The 15,410-nt window shown below is 32.5% G+C and carries 18 protein-coding genes; 8 read left to right on the top strand and 10 right to left on the bottom strand.

The genetic code is table 11. From position 1 onward, the window contains the following. Nucleotides 1–131 precede the first annotated feature (131 nt). Complete coding sequence (locus tag Q0829_RS06705; RefSeq protein ID WP_298541383.1) at nt 132–368, top strand: hypothetical protein; 237 nt, start codon at nt 132–134, stop codon at nt 366–368. A 177-nt stretch (nt 369–545) separates the two neighbouring features. Here Q0829_RS06705 and Q0829_RS06700 read toward each other — a convergent pair whose 3' ends face one another. Then, complete coding sequence (locus tag Q0829_RS06700; protein WP_298541382.1) at nt 546–1,457, bottom strand: universal stress protein; 912 nt, start codon at nt 1,455–1,457, stop codon at nt 546–548. Further along, nucleotides 1,420–1,551 (bottom strand): hypothetical protein, encoded by a 132-nt coding sequence (locus tag Q0829_RS06695; protein ID WP_298541381.1) that lies wholly within the window; start codon nt 1,549–1,551, stop codon nt 1,420–1,422. Before Q0829_RS06695 ends, Q0829_RS06700 begins: the two co-directional genes overlap by 38 nt. Nucleotides 1,552–1,573: 22 nt before the next feature. On the opposite strand from Q0829_RS06695, the gene Q0829_RS06690 reads away from it, so the two are divergent. Together Q0829_RS06690 and pdxH are read left to right on the top strand one after the other, a co-directional pair. Next, nucleotides 1,574–3,967 carry a heavy metal translocating P-type ATPase metal-binding domain-containing protein gene (locus tag Q0829_RS06690; protein ID WP_298541380.1) on the top strand — a complete coding sequence of 798 codons (2,394 nt, stop codon included), beginning with the start codon at nt 1,574–1,576 and terminating at the stop codon, nt 3,965–3,967. Further along, the gene (gene pdxH / locus Q0829_RS06685; RefSeq protein ID WP_298541379.1) at nt 3,964–4,578 is read left to right on the top strand and encodes a pyridoxamine 5'-phosphate oxidase; all 615 of its coding nucleotides are present in this window, start codon (nt 3,964–3,966) and stop codon (nt 4,576–4,578) included. The genes Q0829_RS06690 and pdxH overlap by 4 nt, the downstream gene beginning before the upstream one ends. Nucleotides 4,579–4,642: 64 nt before the next feature. On the opposite strand, the gene Q0829_RS06680 is transcribed toward pdxH, so the two are convergent. The 8 genes from Q0829_RS06680 to Q0829_RS06645 all read right to left on the bottom strand — a co-directional run bounded on the left by Q0829_RS06680 (nt 4,643) and on the right by Q0829_RS06645 (nt 9,853). Next, nucleotides 4,643–4,792, bottom strand: a complete 150-nt coding sequence (locus tag Q0829_RS06680; RefSeq protein WP_298541378.1) for a hypothetical protein — start codon at nt 4,790–4,792, stop codon at nt 4,643–4,645. 810 nt (nt 4,793–5,602) lie between these two features. Beyond that, entirely contained in the window at nt 5,603–5,761 is a 159-nt protein-coding gene (locus Q0829_RS06675) for a PLD nuclease N-terminal domain-containing protein (protein WP_298542755.1), read from the bottom strand. 118 nt (nt 5,762–5,879) lie between these two features. Beyond that, entirely contained in the window at nt 5,880–6,269 is a 390-nt protein-coding gene (locus Q0829_RS06670; RefSeq protein WP_298541376.1) for an NTF2 fold immunity protein, read from the bottom strand. A 15-nt stretch (nt 6,270–6,284) separates the two neighbouring features. After that, nucleotides 6,285–7,031, bottom strand: coding sequence for a DUF6882 domain-containing protein (locus Q0829_RS06665; RefSeq protein ID WP_298541374.1), 747 nt, complete (start codon nt 7,029–7,031; stop codon nt 6,285–6,287). Nucleotides 7,032–7,211: 180 nt separating this feature from the next. Beyond that, a complete protein-coding gene (locus Q0829_RS06660; RefSeq protein ID WP_298541373.1) occupies nt 7,212–8,192 on the bottom strand; it encodes a hypothetical protein in 981 nt (326 codons plus the stop codon). A gap of 111 nt (nt 8,193–8,303) precedes the next feature. Next, nucleotides 8,304–8,672 carry a hypothetical protein gene (locus tag Q0829_RS06655; RefSeq protein WP_298541372.1) on the bottom strand — a complete coding sequence of 123 codons (369 nt, stop codon included), beginning with the start codon at nt 8,670–8,672 and terminating at the stop codon, nt 8,304–8,306. A gap of 88 nt (nt 8,673–8,760) precedes the next feature. After that, a complete protein-coding gene (locus Q0829_RS06650; RefSeq protein WP_298541371.1) occupies nt 8,761–9,186 on the bottom strand; it encodes a VOC family protein in 426 nt (141 codons plus the stop codon). 133 nt (nt 9,187–9,319) lie between these two features. Next, entirely contained in the window at nt 9,320–9,853 is a 534-nt protein-coding gene (locus Q0829_RS06645) for a DUF5946 family protein (protein ID WP_298541370.1), read from the bottom strand. A gap of 292 nt (nt 9,854–10,145) precedes the next feature. Here Q0829_RS06645 and ccoS point away from each other — a divergent pair, with 292 nt between their 5' ends. The 5 genes from ccoS to ccoG all read left to right on the top strand — a co-directional run bounded on the left by ccoS (nt 10,146) and on the right by ccoG (nt 15,382). Further along, nucleotides 10,146–10,340, top strand: coding sequence for a cbb3-type cytochrome oxidase assembly protein CcoS (gene ccoS, locus Q0829_RS06640; protein WP_298541369.1), 195 nt, complete (start codon nt 10,146–10,148; stop codon nt 10,338–10,340). Between the two features lies 1 nt (nt 10,341). Beyond that, complete coding sequence (gene ccoN, locus Q0829_RS06635) at nt 10,342–12,534, top strand: cytochrome-c oxidase, cbb3-type subunit I (protein ID WP_298541368.1); 2,193 nt, start codon at nt 10,342–10,344, stop codon at nt 12,532–12,534. 143 nt (nt 12,535–12,677) lie between these two features. Further along, a complete protein-coding gene (locus Q0829_RS06630) occupies nt 12,678–12,869 on the top strand; it encodes a CcoQ/FixQ family Cbb3-type cytochrome c oxidase assembly chaperone (RefSeq protein ID WP_298541367.1) in 192 nt (63 codons plus the stop codon). Then, nucleotides 12,866–13,822 (top strand): cbb3-type cytochrome c oxidase N-terminal domain-containing protein, encoded by a 957-nt coding sequence (locus Q0829_RS06625; RefSeq protein ID WP_298541366.1) that lies wholly within the window; start codon nt 12,866–12,868, stop codon nt 13,820–13,822. The genes Q0829_RS06630 and Q0829_RS06625 overlap by 4 nt, the downstream gene beginning before the upstream one ends. A 135-nt stretch (nt 13,823–13,957) precedes the next feature. Then, nucleotides 13,958–15,382, top strand: coding sequence for a cytochrome c oxidase accessory protein CcoG (ccoG, locus tag Q0829_RS06620; protein WP_298541365.1), 1,425 nt, complete (start codon nt 13,958–13,960; stop codon nt 15,380–15,382). The last annotated feature ends 28 nt before the right edge of the window (nt 15,383–15,410 follow it).

Below are 15,410 nucleotides of genomic sequence, written 5' to 3'. Positions count from 1 at the left end.
TTAGATGTTCTCTCAAAACTAGATAACTATAAGCATAGAAACTATGATTTTTGTCAGCTACTATTCATGTTTTGGCTAATCGTTAAGAGTATTTCTTATTTGTTTTTTTTAAATTTTAAGAAAAGAAAAACATGAGAATCTCCGGGATGTTAATGGTTGTTATTACTTCAATTCTATTGCTGTTTATTACCATTATGGTACTAATGAATATCGCTTTTAGCTGGGTGTTTTATCTTACCTGTATTGGTCAGATAATGGTTGTACTCATGGTATATGCAGTGTTTACCGACAAGTATACCACATATAAAACTTTCGAAGATTTTTATGAAGATCGCTCGATAGTTAAGGATAAAAGTCGAATCTTTTGAAGGTCATGCTTTTTTGGTAAACATCCATCCCCAACCCTTCCTTCAAAGAAAGGTAGCTAAAAAGTCTCCCTTTGAAGGGAGGTTGGAGGGGTGTTTTTAACACAATCTTTACTTTATTTTTTTGATAATTTTTACCTGAAGTTTTCTGGCGAGAAATAGAAATGAATAGGGATACTTTTATCGTATTCCTTCTAGTTTAGAAGTTTTTTTGACTGTTTTAGAAAAAGAAGCACTCATACCTAATTCAGGTATTACTAAAAGAGGTATTTGAGTATGGAATGCAACACTTTTTATTACGGGTTCTCTAGTTAGTTTATCAACAAAACTATGAGAATAGTTTAGCATTGCTAATAGGTATATATCAAGTTCTTCTGTAAAAACTTTAAGTGATTTTGAAATGGAATCCCTTTTGGTTAAGGTATGCTGATAATACGTTATATCTTTAAAATATTTTTGTAACATACCTAAATTGAATTTTTGTTCTTCGTTTAAAACACCTTCTTCTTGTTGCACATAAACGATTCTGATAGCCGCGTTAAAAGATTTCGCCAGATCCAATAATGGTCTCAGCTCTTCTTTGCTATAAAAATGAGTAAAATCGGTAGCAAAAGTAATTTCAGATGGTTTGGAGATAAAAGTAAAACCATCCGGTATTGCTAAAACAGGACACTTTTTTACAGTATTAATGATACGCACTGTATTACTTCCCATAAATATTTCTTTTGCCCCGGTCGCACCTTTAGTTCCCATAATGATGAGATCAATTTTTTTAGAAGCTACAACCTCTTCTGTTACCTCTGTTAGAGATCCTAATGCTGCAATTATTTCGAATTGGTGCTTTTGATTAGGACTTATATGTTCAATGGTCTTTTTTAAATGTTCCAAATTCGTTACTGCATTAGCTTTTACAGTGTTTTCAATACTACGCTCGGATGGTATATCAGAAAGATGTACTGATTCATAAATGATTTTACTATATACATTTAAAAGGTAAAAAGTACAGGCTTCTTCTTTAAAAAGCTCCGTAGCATAATCAATGGCATTCCAGGAGTTATCTGAAAAATCTGTAGGTAATAAAATCTTTTTCATCATCAGTAGTATTATGGTGATATGCCAAAACTAAATCCTTAATAGCCTTAAAACTATGATTTTTGTCATATGATATACTTAGAGTCTTTTTCATTTTTGTAGTAAATAAAATGAGTATGATAGAATCCACGTGTTATCACTGTGGTAACGATTGTGATGCGTTAGCCATTACTTTTGATCAAAAAACATTCTGTTGCCATGGGTGTAAAACTGTATATGATATTTTTTCGAGTAATGATTTATCCTGTTATTATGATTTACAATCAGCTCCTGGTGCCATTCCTGGAGAAATTGAAAGAAAATACGATTATCTCGATACTCCTGCTATTGCTGAAAAACTAATTGAGTTTAGTGATGGTACCACTGAGATTATTACATTATATATTCCTCACATACACTGTAGTTCATGTATCTGGATATTAGAAAATTTACATAAACTAGAGCCTTCCATAGCCAATTCTCAGGTTAATTTTCCGAAGAAAACCGTTCGAATTACTTTTAATAATGAAAAAACATCTCTGAAAGAAGTAGTGATGCTACTTAATTCAATTGGGTATGAACCCTATATCAGCCTTGATGATTATTCTGAAGGGGAAAAACATATTAACAGGAGTTTGATATACAAATTAGGTATTGCCGGATTTGCCTTTGGTAACGTAATGTTCTTGTCGTTTCCCGAATATTTTGAGGTCTCAGAATACTGGTTAGAACAATATAAATATGTATTTCGATGGTTGATGTTTGCATTTTCATTACCAGTTGTATTATATGCTGCACAGGATTATTTTATTTCTGCATTTAAAGGGCTAAGATCCAAGATATTAAACATAGATGTACCCATTGCATTGGGAATTGCAGTACTTTTTCTAAGAAGTACCTTTGAGGTTATATTTGATTGGGGAACTGGTTTTTTTGATAGTCTTACAGGGTTGGTGTTTTTCTTATTATTAGGTAAGTTTTTCCAACAGAAAACCTATTCTTTTTTATCTTTTGAAAGAGATTATAAATCGTATTTTCCGATTGCGGTCACTCGGTTAGTTTTTGAGAAAAAAAATAGAGAAGAGAGTATTCAGGTGTATGATATTCAAGAAGGGGATAGACTGCTGATACGCAATGGAGAATTAATACCGGTAGATGCCATATTAATTACTGGAGAGGCAAAAATCGATTATAGTTTTGTTACTGGAGAAAGCGAATCAGTTACTAAAATATCCGGTGACAAACTCTTTGCAGGAGGCAAGCAATTATATGGAGCTATAGAAATTGAAGCTATTAAAACCGTAGAGCAAAGTTATCTTACCAGATTATGGAGTAATGATGTGTTTAACAAAGACAAGTCTGCATCTTTTACCAATCTTACAGATATTATTAGTAAATATTTCACCATTGTTATTTTAAGCATAGCAATCATTGCAACGACTTTTTGGTTGTTCGTTGATGCAACAAAAGCTATTAATGTATTTACTGCCGTATTAATTATTGCGTGTCCTTGCGCATTGGCATTGGCTAGACCTTTTGCGCTGGGAAATATGCTACGGATTTTTGGAAAGAATAAGTTCTATCTTAAAAATGCAGATGTTATAGAACAGTTAGCGCATACGAATAGTATAATTTTTGACAAAACAGGAACTATAACCACTAATACTACAAGTGAAGTAGAATATGAAGGAATAGCGCTAACTCAGGAAGAAGAATCTTTACTCAAAAATACGTTAAGAGCATCTAATCATCCGCTTAGTAGAGCGTTGTATATTATTTTAGAGGAGCAAGATATACACATACTTGATGAATACCACGAGTATATTGGTAAAGGGATTGAAGCTAAGTTGGCAGAAAGTACGATAAAAATAGGTTCTTCGAATTTTGTTGGAAACTACGAATTTTCAGCATTACAAAATACCAATGTTCATATAAGTGCAAACAATGAATATAAAGGAAGATATGTTTTCCATAATCAATATAGAAAGAATGTAAAGAAGGTTTTTGATACCTTAACCAAAGGATATAAATTATCTATACTATCTGGTGATAATGAAGGAGAAAAAGATCATTTGGCAGAATTACTACCGAAAAACACCTCGCTATTATTTAATCAAAAACCAGATGATAAACTGAATTATATCAAATCATTACAAGATTCAGCAAGAAAAGTAATTATGATCGGTGATGGACTAAATGATGCCGGTGCTTTGGCTCAAAGTAATGTGGGTATCGCAGTTTCAGAAAACGTAAATGTATTTTCTCCTGCTTGTGATGCAATTTTAGATGCTTCTCAATTTGACAAAATCCCTAAGTATCTTAAGATTTCCAAAAAGGCAATCAAGATTATCAAATCAAGTTTTGTCTTGTCATTCCTGTACAATAGTATAGGTTTATATTATGCCATTACAGGGCAATTATCTCCAATTATTGCCGCTATACTAATGCCTTTAAGCTCTATTTCTGTAGTTGTTTATGTAACGATCTTGACCAATTGGAACGGGAGGAAAATAAAACTTCAAGAATCATGAATATAGCTGATGATCATAACCCAATAGAACATTTTCAGCAGTGGTTTCATGAAGTAGATAAAGCACATCCAGAAGATGAAGCTAATGCCATGTTATTATCAACTAAAGGATTAGATGGTTTTCCTAAAAGTAGAATTGTACTGCTTAAACGTTTTACCTGGGAAGGTTTTATATTCTTTACGAATTATAACAGTGAGAAGGGAATGGCGATAGCAAATGATGATAGAGTTTCTGTTTTGTTTAACTGGATAAAATCAAAACGAGAAGTCCTTATTTCCGGCAAGGCAGAAAAGCTTCCAGAAAATTTATCAGAGGGATATTTCGAATCTCGACCAGAAGGGAGTAAGTTAAGTGCTTGGGCATCTAACCAAAGCGAAGTAATTGCTTCTAGAAAAATACTAGAAGATCGTTTAAAGAAATATGAAACGAAATATCAAGGAAAAGAAATCCCTAAACCCGAATATTGGGGAGGATATATAATCAAACCTTCTCATATAGAATTTAACGAGCATGACCCATCGGTAGGTTCCAAAAGGATTACCAGCTATAAACTTCAATCTGATTTTGGATGGGGTAAGAGAGTTAGGTATACGAAAAGCAGGGAGTTTTAAGTTTTAATAAGTATAAAAAATAAAGCTGAATTTTGGAATGGATCCTAAAATTCAGCTTTTTGTTTTATCGTTCCAACTGATAGGTGTATCGTTTATTTCCGGTAATAATGTTTCCTTCATAATCGTAGAATTGTGTGATGTAGTTTACAAACTTATTATATTGTGGAGTTGCACTATTTCTTGTTCTATTTCTTATATTTTGTAATGTCCTCATGATGATTAGTTTTGATTGATGAATATTTTTTGATTTACTATCTATAACGTCTTTTGCTGTTCCAAATATTTCCGTTAGTGTTATTTAATTTTTTTGTGATTTGATTGCTATCTAAAATTCTCATAATTTTTGTTTTTTGATTGATGATCCACCCGAGGCGGACAGGTTGATTGATGAATATTTTTTGATTGACTATCTATAACGTCTTTTGCTGTTCCAGATATTTCCGTTCGTGTTGTTTAATTTTTTCGTGATTTGATTGCTGTCTAAAGTTCTCATGATTTCTGATTTTTTGATTGATGATCCACCAGAGGCGGACAGGTTGATTGATAAATATTTTTTGATTGACTATCTATAACGTCTTTTTGCGTTCCAGATATTTCCGTTAGTGTTATTTAATTTTTTCGTGATTTGATTGTTGTTTAAAGTTCTCATGATCTTATTTTTTAATTGATTAATAATTTTTGATTGACTATCTATAACGTCTTTTGTTGTTCCAGATATTTCCGTTAGTGTTGTTTAATTTTTTCGTGATTTGATTATTGTCTAATGTTCTCATAATTTCTATTGTTTTAAATTGTTATATACTTACTAGACGCAGATGTTTTAGTTTTGTTACAGTACTATGTATAAAAAGGTACTATTTTAACACTTTTTAACAAAAAAAAGGTGTTTTGAGATGTTTTTTGGGAAAAATAAAAGAATTTAGGTGGTGATTTTTTGAGGATGGGGCAGTTAAAACTATAATAGTTGACCTAATATATAAGAGAAATATTTCATATACTTATTTACAAATAAACTTTTTGACAGCTATCTTTTCTTTTTTCCAATAAATAGATATAGTAGAGAACCTATAAAAGGAATTAAAAGAACTACTAAAATCCAAATTGTTTTATCGTTTTTACTAAATCTGTTTTTCAAAATATGGATAAGACAATAAATCCACAATCCAATTGAAAGTAATATCATTATTTGACAAATAAGAAGTTCGAAGGAAAAGTCAGTTACTATTTTATCCATCAGAATGTTCTTTAAAGTATACTCATTTTTGATTCTGTAATTATTTGTAATATTTTTTACCAAATCATTATAAACATTCATATTGTCCATCATCATCGACTAAGTAAACTTCATTTAAAATCCACCTATCTTTGACTTTTTCAAAATGATATTCATAATTATGTTGTATAAAATCAAATTTTTTATTTTTAAAAAGAGTTTTTACAATTGCTTTATCTTCACTAATTAATTCTTCTATTATTTGCTCTTGTTCTATACAATGAGACGACTCACTTCCATAAGCAAGCCCTTGGTATTTTTTTTCAGAATCACAAAATTTTAAAATCAAATCATCATACATTTTTCTTATTTTGTGATCAGAATTTTCATCATTATTTTCTGAAGTTTTAGAGGCGAAATCATTCCACTCTTTATAATCTAAAAAAAAATCTTTTGTGATTTCAGATGGTGTTTTCATACTACTAACAAAAGTTTATATTTTTCCATTAAGTGCTGTTAATCTATTCAGTTGGTCAAATTCACCAATTAAAATTTTATTGTTTTTTAGGCCTTCAATTTTGTTATCAGATATTTTTAATACAAAACTACGATCAATCAAATAATTTTTAAAAGCCTCTTTATGGTTTAAATCTATTCCGCTTATTACTTGCCGGAAAGTAGTCAAAACTTTCTCCAGTTTGTTCTCATCAATTTTTGGGATTTTATCACTTTTCAAGGTTAAAACCATCGTCCCTTGTCCATAGTTTGCACAAAAATATGCATCGGTATTAAGTAATCCACTTGCAACTATCCCCATTTTATGTTCAAATCCTTCTTCTACACTAAAATGACCTTTCGTAAATTCTTCAATCTGTCTTTCCTCTCCAATTTTTTTGATATTTAAAGAACTATTCAAAAGGTTTTCAGGGATTCCACTTTTCGTGTTAGCCCATCCCCACATCCAAGAATAATCATTGAAAGACAAAGAGCCAATTACTTCAATAGGAAAATCGAGATTTCCAAAAGATAATGTTGCAGTATTTAGGTCTATATTCCAAGCTAAACCTCCGGTTAAATCATTGAAATTTTGTTGTTTTTCAAAAGAAAGACCAGCATTCTGCTCTACCAAATCCTTGAAAGTCTTAAAATCAGTTTTACTGATTAATGAAAAGTCTGATTGATTAATCTCATTTTCATTATTTTTTTCAGATTTTCCAAATAGTTTTTTAAACAAGCTCATAGTTCCTTTTAATGTTTAATTTATATTTTGTAGTTGTGTAGAATGTAACCAAACCATCTACATTATTTGCACATTCATTACTAACTTTTGCTTTTTGCAAGCATATGCTTTACCAAAAATAAAAGAATCATTCGATTGATCACTTAACTGCTCTGATTTCGTATACAATGTTGTACGCAGTTATATTTCCGTTTGCTTTAGAATCCAATTCATAAGTTCATATTTATTTATTGCATCCCAGGTTGATTGCGTATTCTTTTTTGACGATGTATTATCTTCAGGCTGTAAAACAATTAATTCGGTATTTTTATTTCCTAATAGTTCCAACTCGGCTAAAAAACCAACAATATCTGTTGAATTATTCTCATACAAGGTTCTTAGTTGATTTGTTAATTTATACTTTATTGCAGGTTCTATATACGCTCTAATATTGTAGCTTTTGTAAACCTTAATATTTTTATTTTTTTCATCAAAGTAACTGTATGATGAGAAATCGTGATAACTCTCTGGATTAGTTTTAGGCGTACCTTTCAAATGTTTTTCTAGTAAATAATTTATAAATTTTGGTTCCCAAAGATCAATCCGGTTAATTCTGATATCACGTTTATGTTGATACCATTTTCTTGTAAAATCTAGTGTGAAATTGCAAATAACAATACCTTTTATGTTGAGTTGAAACTCGAAACCTCCCTCTTTCATAAACTTAATATATCGCATTGCTCTATGTCCTGCTAAACTTGCTCCTAAAAAGAAAATATTTTCATTTGGCAAATTATGTTTATTAAAGACTTCCTGAATTAGTGTATGCGTAGAAATTATAGAGGATTCAGAAAAGTAAAAGTCAAGAGGAATTTCGGTTGAAACTGACAATACCGCAAAGTCTTTTTCAGATGCTTGATTATACATTTGCTTTGAGCTCCTATTCTTTTTGTCATACCTTGAATCTTCAAGGAAAATGAGTACACCTTTAATTTTCCTTTTTTCAGGAATCAATAGCGTATATCCTTTTTGAATAAAAGGCAAAAAGTCATTTTCACCCGTTCCAACTCTAAGGCTATCATTTTTTACTGGTTCGTAATATTCAACCATTTTCTGGGAAAAAGACTTTATACTAAAAAGGGTGAAAAAGAGCAAAAAGAATAGTTTAAAAAGTGTTTTCATAGTTGATTGTTTTTAATAGAATGGTAAACAGGGTTTTAGGTGCTTTTTTGTTTTATTAATTTATGCCCCAGTTTTTCGAATTGAATTTATGTCTACAAGTTCAATAATCCATTAATCATAATATTTTAATAGACTTTTGTTTTTTTCAAAATAGTCATACACGGTTCTGTTATCTAATAAAAAGAATGGGTTTTCCATATATTTCCAAATTAGGAGTTCAAATTCTTCCTTTAAGAATACAGAAGAATCTATATTTTTTATTTCACTCAATAAAAATTCATTGAGTAGATTTTGATCAGGATCATTTTTAAGAAAGTCTTTTAATTTATTCATTAAAGTAATGAATTGTTCGGTTAACCATTCAGTTTTATCAGGTCGTGGGCATTTTTGGCCATCTCTTCCTCCAAAATCATAGTCAGAAAAATGAATAGATGATTCTAATTTACTTTCAATTTTTTTAATTATTGGGTCGTATCTCATATCCGTTTCTGATAAGAGTCAAATAATTATATAATATCAATTGTTATTTAAATTTTTTCATATCTCCTTTATTTATAGAAGATTTATGCTAATTTTCTGATGCTAAAGTTATTTTCCAACTTATACCGAATTTATCAATACACTGGCCATAGTATGCACCCCAGAAGGTCAAACCTACAGGTACTTTTATTTGTCCGTTTTGAGAAAGCTCACCAAATAATCGGTCAACCTCTTCTTTGCTATCGGTGTGAATGATAAGAGTAAAGGTTTTATACTGTACCATTTCTTTATATGCTAATGAGTTGTCTGAACCATTTAGCATTGTTTCTTTGCTCAGAGGTAAAGTGACATGCATAATTTTTTCATCAGTTTCCTGAAAAATATTTCTTGTTGGTTTTGGCACGTCTTTGTATTTACTAATATGACTGATTTCTTTACGAAAGACTGATTCATAAAAAGCAAATGCTTGTTCACAATTTCCATTAAAGTAGATGTATGGATTTATTGTTATCATAAATATTTAATTTAAGATTATTTATTCATTTTAAAAGCAAATCAACGATTTGGCGGCTTTAGTTAATAGCACTGGACTTTCTCAAAACACCGAATGTCCTATTTGCTATATACCGTGTTAGTAATTGACTTTTCTATTTATGTTTTAAAAATCCTTTAGCAATTTTATCTACTACATTATGAGAATTACTCCATTTATAGTAGACATCAAATGCCCACTTTTTTATCAAATCTTTACATTCAGTTTCGTTGGTTGATTTCTTTTTAATATCTGTTGTTGTAATATTTCCTCTTTTAAGTATTTCGGGTGGGTTCAGATATTCATTCTGTTTATGAACTTTGTATTTATTCAGATAATCACTAAGCTTTGGTGAAAGTTCATAAGTCCACTTTATACCGTATTCAAAAATCAAATGAAGTCTTGACAGGTGAAAATGATTATTCCACCTACCGTGAATTTCTGGATGTTGTAATGTGTGTGCATCAACAATAAGAAATCTATATATGTGGTTTTCAATATTTGAAAAATCAATTTCTTGAAATCCAAGATTGAAAATTTCTAAGCATTCGTGAATTCCACGTTTTGTAGCTGCACCGCAAAATTGACAGGCACCTTCACTCGATAAAGTCACTCCATTCTTTTCTGCTAAATCAATATAATCTTGCATTATTTGTTTTGCTTGTTGCTAACACGTATAATATTACGCATATTTCTCTTATATATCCAACTGTAACCATTTAAAGACGTATAATAAAGTTTACTTCTGCAGTTTTACTCCAAAAACACTCCAATTACAAAAACCATTTTTAGTATTTCTCTGATCGAATCTTTTCTACGTTATGTTGATTAACATAGCTAATAGTATCAAATCCTACCACAAACTAGCATACCAAAACCTGATAAATGTCATTTTTTAAGAAAATGTTCACACATACTTTTGGCACATAATTAAATGCTATATGGGTGTTATTTATGTTTTGCTAACCATCAGTATCGTTGTAGCCATTGTGTTTTTTGTGGCTTTTATTCTTTCCGTAAAGAATGGGCAATATGATGATACCTATACACCATCTATCAGAATGCTTTTTGACGATGAACTGGTCAAAGAATCCAAAGAAAAATCTTCAGTACCCGCTAATAACAATCAAGTATAATATGAAAATGGAACAATTCTATTATGATAATAAAATCGTAAAAAAATTCTTGTATGCCACACTCCTTTGGGGTATTGTAGGGATGTCAGTCGGATTACTGCTGGCATTTATGTTTTTATTCCCTAATCTTACCGATGGTATCTCGTGGTTGAGTTTTGGGCGATTACGTCCGTTACATACCAATGCGGTAATTTTCGCTTTTGTAGGGAATGCCATATTTGCCGGAGTGTATTATTCTACACAACGATTGCTAAAAACGCGAATGTTTAATGATACACTTAGTACTATTAATTTTTGGTGTTGGCAGTTGATCATCGTAGGAGCAGCCATTACGTTGCCGCTGGGATACACAAGTTCTAAAGAATATGCAGAGTTAGAATGGCCTTTTGATATCGCCATCGCAGTTATTTGGGTGGTATTTGGTTGGAACCTGATTGGTACCATTCTTAAACGAAGACAACGCCACCTATATGTAGCAATTTGGTTTTATCTGGCTACGGTAGTAACGGTTGCTGTGCTGCACATTTTTAATAGTTTGGCATTACCAGTAAGTGCGCTAAAAAGTTATTCAGTATACGCAGGTGTTCAGGATGCTTTAGTACAATGGTGGTATGGGCATAATGCAGTAGCATTTTTCCTAACGACTCCGTTCTTAGGATTGATGTATTATTTTGTTCCAAAAGCAGCAAATAGACCGGTATATTCTTATCGATTATCTATTGTTCACTTTTGGTCCTTGATATTTATCTATATCTGGGCAGGTCCACATCACTTGTTATATTCTTCCTTACCGGATTGGGCACAAAATTTGGGAGTAGCTTTCTCGATTATGCTGATAGCACCTTCTTGGGGTGGTATGATCAACGGATTATTAACGTTGCGTGGTGCCTGGGATAAAGTGCGTACAGATCCTGTGCTTAAATTTATGGTTGTAGCGATTACAGGATATGGTATGGCAACGTTTGAAGGGCCTATGCTTTCCTTAAAAAATGTAAATGCGATTGCACATTTTAGTGATTGGGTTATTGCGCACGTTCACGTAGGAGCTTTAGCCTGGAATGGTTTCTTCACCTTTGGGATGGCATATTGGTTAATTCCGAAATTATTTAAAACCAAATTATGGTCTACAGGATTAGCAAACGCACATTTCTGGATCGGTACATTGGGTATCATTATGTATGCATTACCCATGTATGTAGCAGGATTTGTACAAGCTTCTATGTGGAAACAATTTAATCCAGACGGAAGCTTAGTATATGGTAACTTCTTAGAAACTGTAAACGAAATTATTCCAATGTATTGGATGAGAGCAATCGGCGGTAGTATGTTCATCTTCGGGATGTTTATTATGCTGTACAACGTGATTAAAACCATTAGAGCTGGAGCTACGGTTACTGATGAATTAGCAGAAGCTGCTCCATTAACTAAAGTAACGAAACATAGAACAGCAAAAGAAGGATACCATACTTGGTTAGAAAGAAGACCAGTGAAGTTGACCATTTTTGCGACTATTGCAATCCTTATTGGTGGTGCAGTGCAAATCGTTCCAACATTGATGGTAGATTCTAATATACCAACCATTACCAGTGTTAAACCATATACGCCATTAGAATTAGAAGGTAGAGATCTCTATATCAGAGAAAGTTGCGTGTCTTGTCACTCGCAAATGATCAGGCCTTTTCGTAGTGAAGTAGAACGATACGGAGAATACTCTAAGGCTGGCGAATATGTATACGACCATCCTTTCCTTTGGGGAAGTAAACGTACCGGACCTGATCTGATGCGTATAGGAGGTAAATACTCTGACAATTGGCATTTGAATCATTTTTATGATCCGCAAAGTACTTCGTCAGGTTCGATTATGCCGAGCTATAAGTGGTTACTTAAAAATAAATTAGATCGATCCGATACCGAATCCAAAATGGAAGCCATGGTTACACTTGGAGTTCCTTATACACCAGAAGAAATTGCCAAAGCTCAAAAATGGATGAACGAACAGGCTACACAAATAGAGAAAAACCTATATGATGATCCTGATTTTGCTAAAACCTATGAAGCAGATAAAAAATATGCAAAAGAAAATGGATTGGATTTTACCGAAATGAGAGATAGAGAAGTAATCGCCTTGATTGCTTATATACAGCGATTAGGAACTGATATAAAGGTTAAAAACGAAACCGTGAGTTCAGAATAATAAGTCATACTAGAACATGATGACCAGTTTTCTGTCTATTCGAGCGGAGTCGAGAATAATTAGTGCATAGAGGATTGATGACATCTCGACTGCGCTCTATGTGACAGAGAAAGAAATTTTACAATTAGAAAACACTATATACCATGTTTAAATTCATAAAAGGACATTTGGAAAGTATAGAAGGTATAGAGATATATCCTATAATATCCCTACTCATATTTTTCATTTTTTTTACTGCCTTATTCTGGTGGGTAATTTCAGCAAAAAAAGAACATATAAAAGAAGTAAGTGAGATTCCATTTGAAACAGAAAACGAAAACGAGCTAATACTATGAGAAGTACAGTATCCTATATAAGAGTGATTATCTTTCTATTAGTAGCCTATTTTTTAATAGAATGGGCAGTGGATTCCGGAGAAGAATCAGCATTCATTAAAGAACCCATGACTTGGGTAGCTATGGGAATAATTTTATTATTTGCTATCGCTATTGAAATTTGTGTAGAAGCGCTGCGCAGTGTGCTATTTAAATCACTGAAACCCGAAGCTCAGGAACGCTATTTAGTAGCTCAAAATGCTAAAAAAGAAAAGCAATTTCGTTGGGTTAAGGATACCTATCTAAAATTATTGGATAGTAAACCTGTAGAAGAGGAAGGTGAAATTATTTTGGACCATAATTATGATGGTATTAAAGAATTGGATAATAATCTTCCACCTTGGTGGGTATATGGTTTTTATGCGACAATTTTATTTGGAGTAATTTATTTAGCACGTTTTCATGTGTTCAATGATTATACCCAGACAGAAGAATATGAAACTGAAGTTGCTGAAGCCTTGATAGCCATAGAAGAATATAAAAAAACGGCTAAAGACCTGGTAGATGTAAATACCGTGGTATTACTCACTGAAGCTTCTGATATAAGTGCCGGAAAAGCCATTTTTACTACTAATTGTGTTGCCTGTCATAAAGCAGATGGAGGAGGAGGTATTGGACCTAACCTTACAGACCCGAATTGGATTTTAGGTGGAGGAATCAAAAATGTATTCCGTACGATTTCTGAAGGAGGCCGAGATGGAAAAGGAATGGTAGCTTGGAAACAAACCTTGAAACCAGCAGAAATGGCTCAGGTAGCAAGTTATGTGATTACGTTAGGTGGAACAACTCCAGCAGAACCCAAAGAAGCGCAAGGTGAAATTTGGATCGATCCGGAAGCAGCAAAGGAAGATGTTCTAGAAGAAGAAACTCCTGAAAAAGTGGTTGATTCTACTGCTGTGGTAGTATCTAATTAGTAATTAAAAAGTTGAATACAATTACATCAATACTTGATGATGAGATTAGTTAACCGTCATCTCGACTCCGCTCGATGTGACAGAAACGAAGGTGTCATAAATAATAACAATAAATAATAGAAAATAATTTCCCAATTGGAAGCATCAGAAAACGAAACATTCAGAGATTCTATCGGTACGATAAACGAAGAAGGAAAACGTGCTTGGGTATATCCTAAAAAACCTAGTGGTAAATTTTATGAGTACCGCAAATGGGTAAGCTATGGTTTGTTGATCTTTTTATTTTCGGCTCCATTTATCAAAATTGATGGAAACCAATTTTTGTTATTCAATGTTTTAGAACGTCGTTTCAATATTTTTGGAGCACCTTTTTGGCCACAAGATTTTCATCTATTTGTGATTTCGATGATTATCGGAGTTGTTTTTATTACCCTTTTTACAGTAGCTTTTGGAAGATTGTTTTGTGGTTGGATATGTCCGCAAACCATTTTTATGGAAATGGTTTTCCGAAGAATAGAATATTGGATCGAAGGAGATCGAGGAAAACAAATACGTCTTGATAAGCAATCATGGAATGCTGATAAAATTAAAAAACGTGCACTTAAGTGGTTCGTTTTTTTTATTATTTCATTCTTGATCGCCAATGTGTTTTTAGCTTATTTGATCGGTAGTGATGAACTTATCGAATATGTTTTTGTTGACGGTCCTTTTAAACATGTGAGTACATTAATCTCCTTGCTCATATTTACGGGAGTTTTTTATTTTGTCTTTGCTTGGTTTAGAGAACAGGTTTGTATCATAGCCTGTCCATATGGTAGGTTGCAAGGAGTTTTGTTAGATGCTAAATCTATTGTAGTTGCTTATGATTATAAGCGTGGAGAAAAAGAAGCTGGTCGTGCAAAGTTTAAGAAAAATGAAGAGAGACCTACTACAGGAAAAGGGGATTGTATTGACTGTTTCCAATGTGTGCACGTATGTCCTACAGGAATAGATATTCGTAACGGGACACAATTAGAATGTGTAAACTGTACCGCATGTATCGATGCCTGTGATCATATGATGGAAAGTGTAAATCTTCCAAAAGGATTGATTCGCTATGCTAGTGAAGATAATATAGCAAAAAAGGAGAAATTTAAGTTTACACCACGTCTCAAAGGATATACAGCGGTAATGGTGATATTGACGGGTGTTTTTTTAGGAATGTCTTTTTTAAGAAATGATATAGAAGCCAATATTTTAAGATTACCAGGGCAGCTCTATGAGAGAAAAGATAATAATATTATCAGTAATGTGTATACCTATAAACTGGTGAATAAAACCATAGATGAGATTGAAAACGTTCATTTTGAATTATTATCCCATAAAGGAACTATTGAGTTGGTAACTCATAAAAACTTCACAGTGCCTAAACAAGGCCTGGCTGAAGGAACACTATTCATAGAAATTAATGCATCTGCCTTAAGTGGAGATAAGGATAAAGTGAAAATAGGAGTGTATTCTAATGACGAACTGGTAGAAACAACAACAACAGCTTTTCTAGGACCAAGAAGCTATAGATAGTTGTTAGTTGATAGTTATAAACTGAAAA

This window comes from uncultured Aquimarina sp. (genome assembly GCF_947492405.1).
Taxonomy (GTDB): Bacteria; Bacteroidota; Bacteroidia; order Flavobacteriales; family Flavobacteriaceae; genus Aquimarina.
This window is presented reverse-complemented; position numbering and strand designations above follow the sequence as displayed.

Coding starts and splice junctions, on each gene's coding strand:
- pdxH (WP_298541379.1), top strand. CDS start 3,964: ATGAATATAGCTGATGATCATAACCCAATAGAACATTTTCAGCAGTGG.
- Q0829_RS06655 (WP_298541372.1), bottom strand. CDS start 8,672: ATGAGATACGACCCAATAATTAAAAAAATTGAAAGTAAATTAGAATCA.
- Q0829_RS06690 (WP_298541380.1), top strand. CDS start 1,574: ATGATAGAATCCACGTGTTATCACTGTGGTAACGATTGTGATGCGTTA.
- Q0829_RS06680 (WP_298541378.1), bottom strand. CDS start 4,792: ATGAGGACATTACAAAATATAAGAAATAGAACAAGAAATAGTGCAACT.
- Q0829_RS06705 (WP_298541383.1), top strand. CDS start 132: ATGAGAATCTCCGGGATGTTAATGGTTGTTATTACTTCAATTCTATTG.
- Q0829_RS06665 (WP_298541374.1), bottom strand. CDS start 7,031: ATGAGCTTGTTTAAAAAACTATTTGGAAAATCTGAAAAAAATAATGAA.
- ccoS (WP_298541369.1), top strand. CDS start 10,146: ATGGGTGTTATTTATGTTTTGCTAACCATCAGTATCGTTGTAGCCATT.
- Q0829_RS06645 (WP_298541370.1), bottom strand. CDS start 9,853: ATGCAAGATTATATTGATTTAGCAGAAAAGAATGGAGTGACTTTATCG.
- ccoN (WP_298541368.1), top strand. CDS start 10,342: ATGAAAATGGAACAATTCTATTATGATAATAAAATCGTAAAAAAATTC.
- Q0829_RS06695 (WP_298541381.1), bottom strand. CDS start 1,551: ATGAAAAAGACTCTAAGTATATCATATGACAAAAATCATAGTTTTAAG.
- Q0829_RS06625 (WP_298541366.1), top strand. CDS start 12,866: ATGAGAAGTACAGTATCCTATATAAGAGTGATTATCTTTCTATTAGTA.
- Q0829_RS06630 (WP_298541367.1), top strand. CDS start 12,678: ATGTTTAAATTCATAAAAGGACATTTGGAAAGTATAGAAGGTATAGAG.
- Q0829_RS06700 (WP_298541382.1), bottom strand. CDS start 1,457: ATGAAAAAGATTTTATTACCTACAGATTTTTCAGATAACTCCTGGAAT.
- Q0829_RS06670 (WP_298541376.1), bottom strand. CDS start 6,269: ATGAAAACACCATCTGAAATCACAAAAGATTTTTTTTTAGATTATAAA.
- Q0829_RS06675 (WP_298542755.1), bottom strand. CDS start 5,761: ATGATATTACTTTCAATTGGATTGTGGATTTATTGTCTTATCCATATT.
- Q0829_RS06660 (WP_298541373.1), bottom strand. CDS start 8,192: ATGAAAACACTTTTTAAACTATTCTTTTTGCTCTTTTTCACCCTTTTT.
- Q0829_RS06650 (WP_298541371.1), bottom strand. CDS start 9,186: ATGATAACAATAAATCCATACATCTACTTTAATGGAAATTGTGAACAA.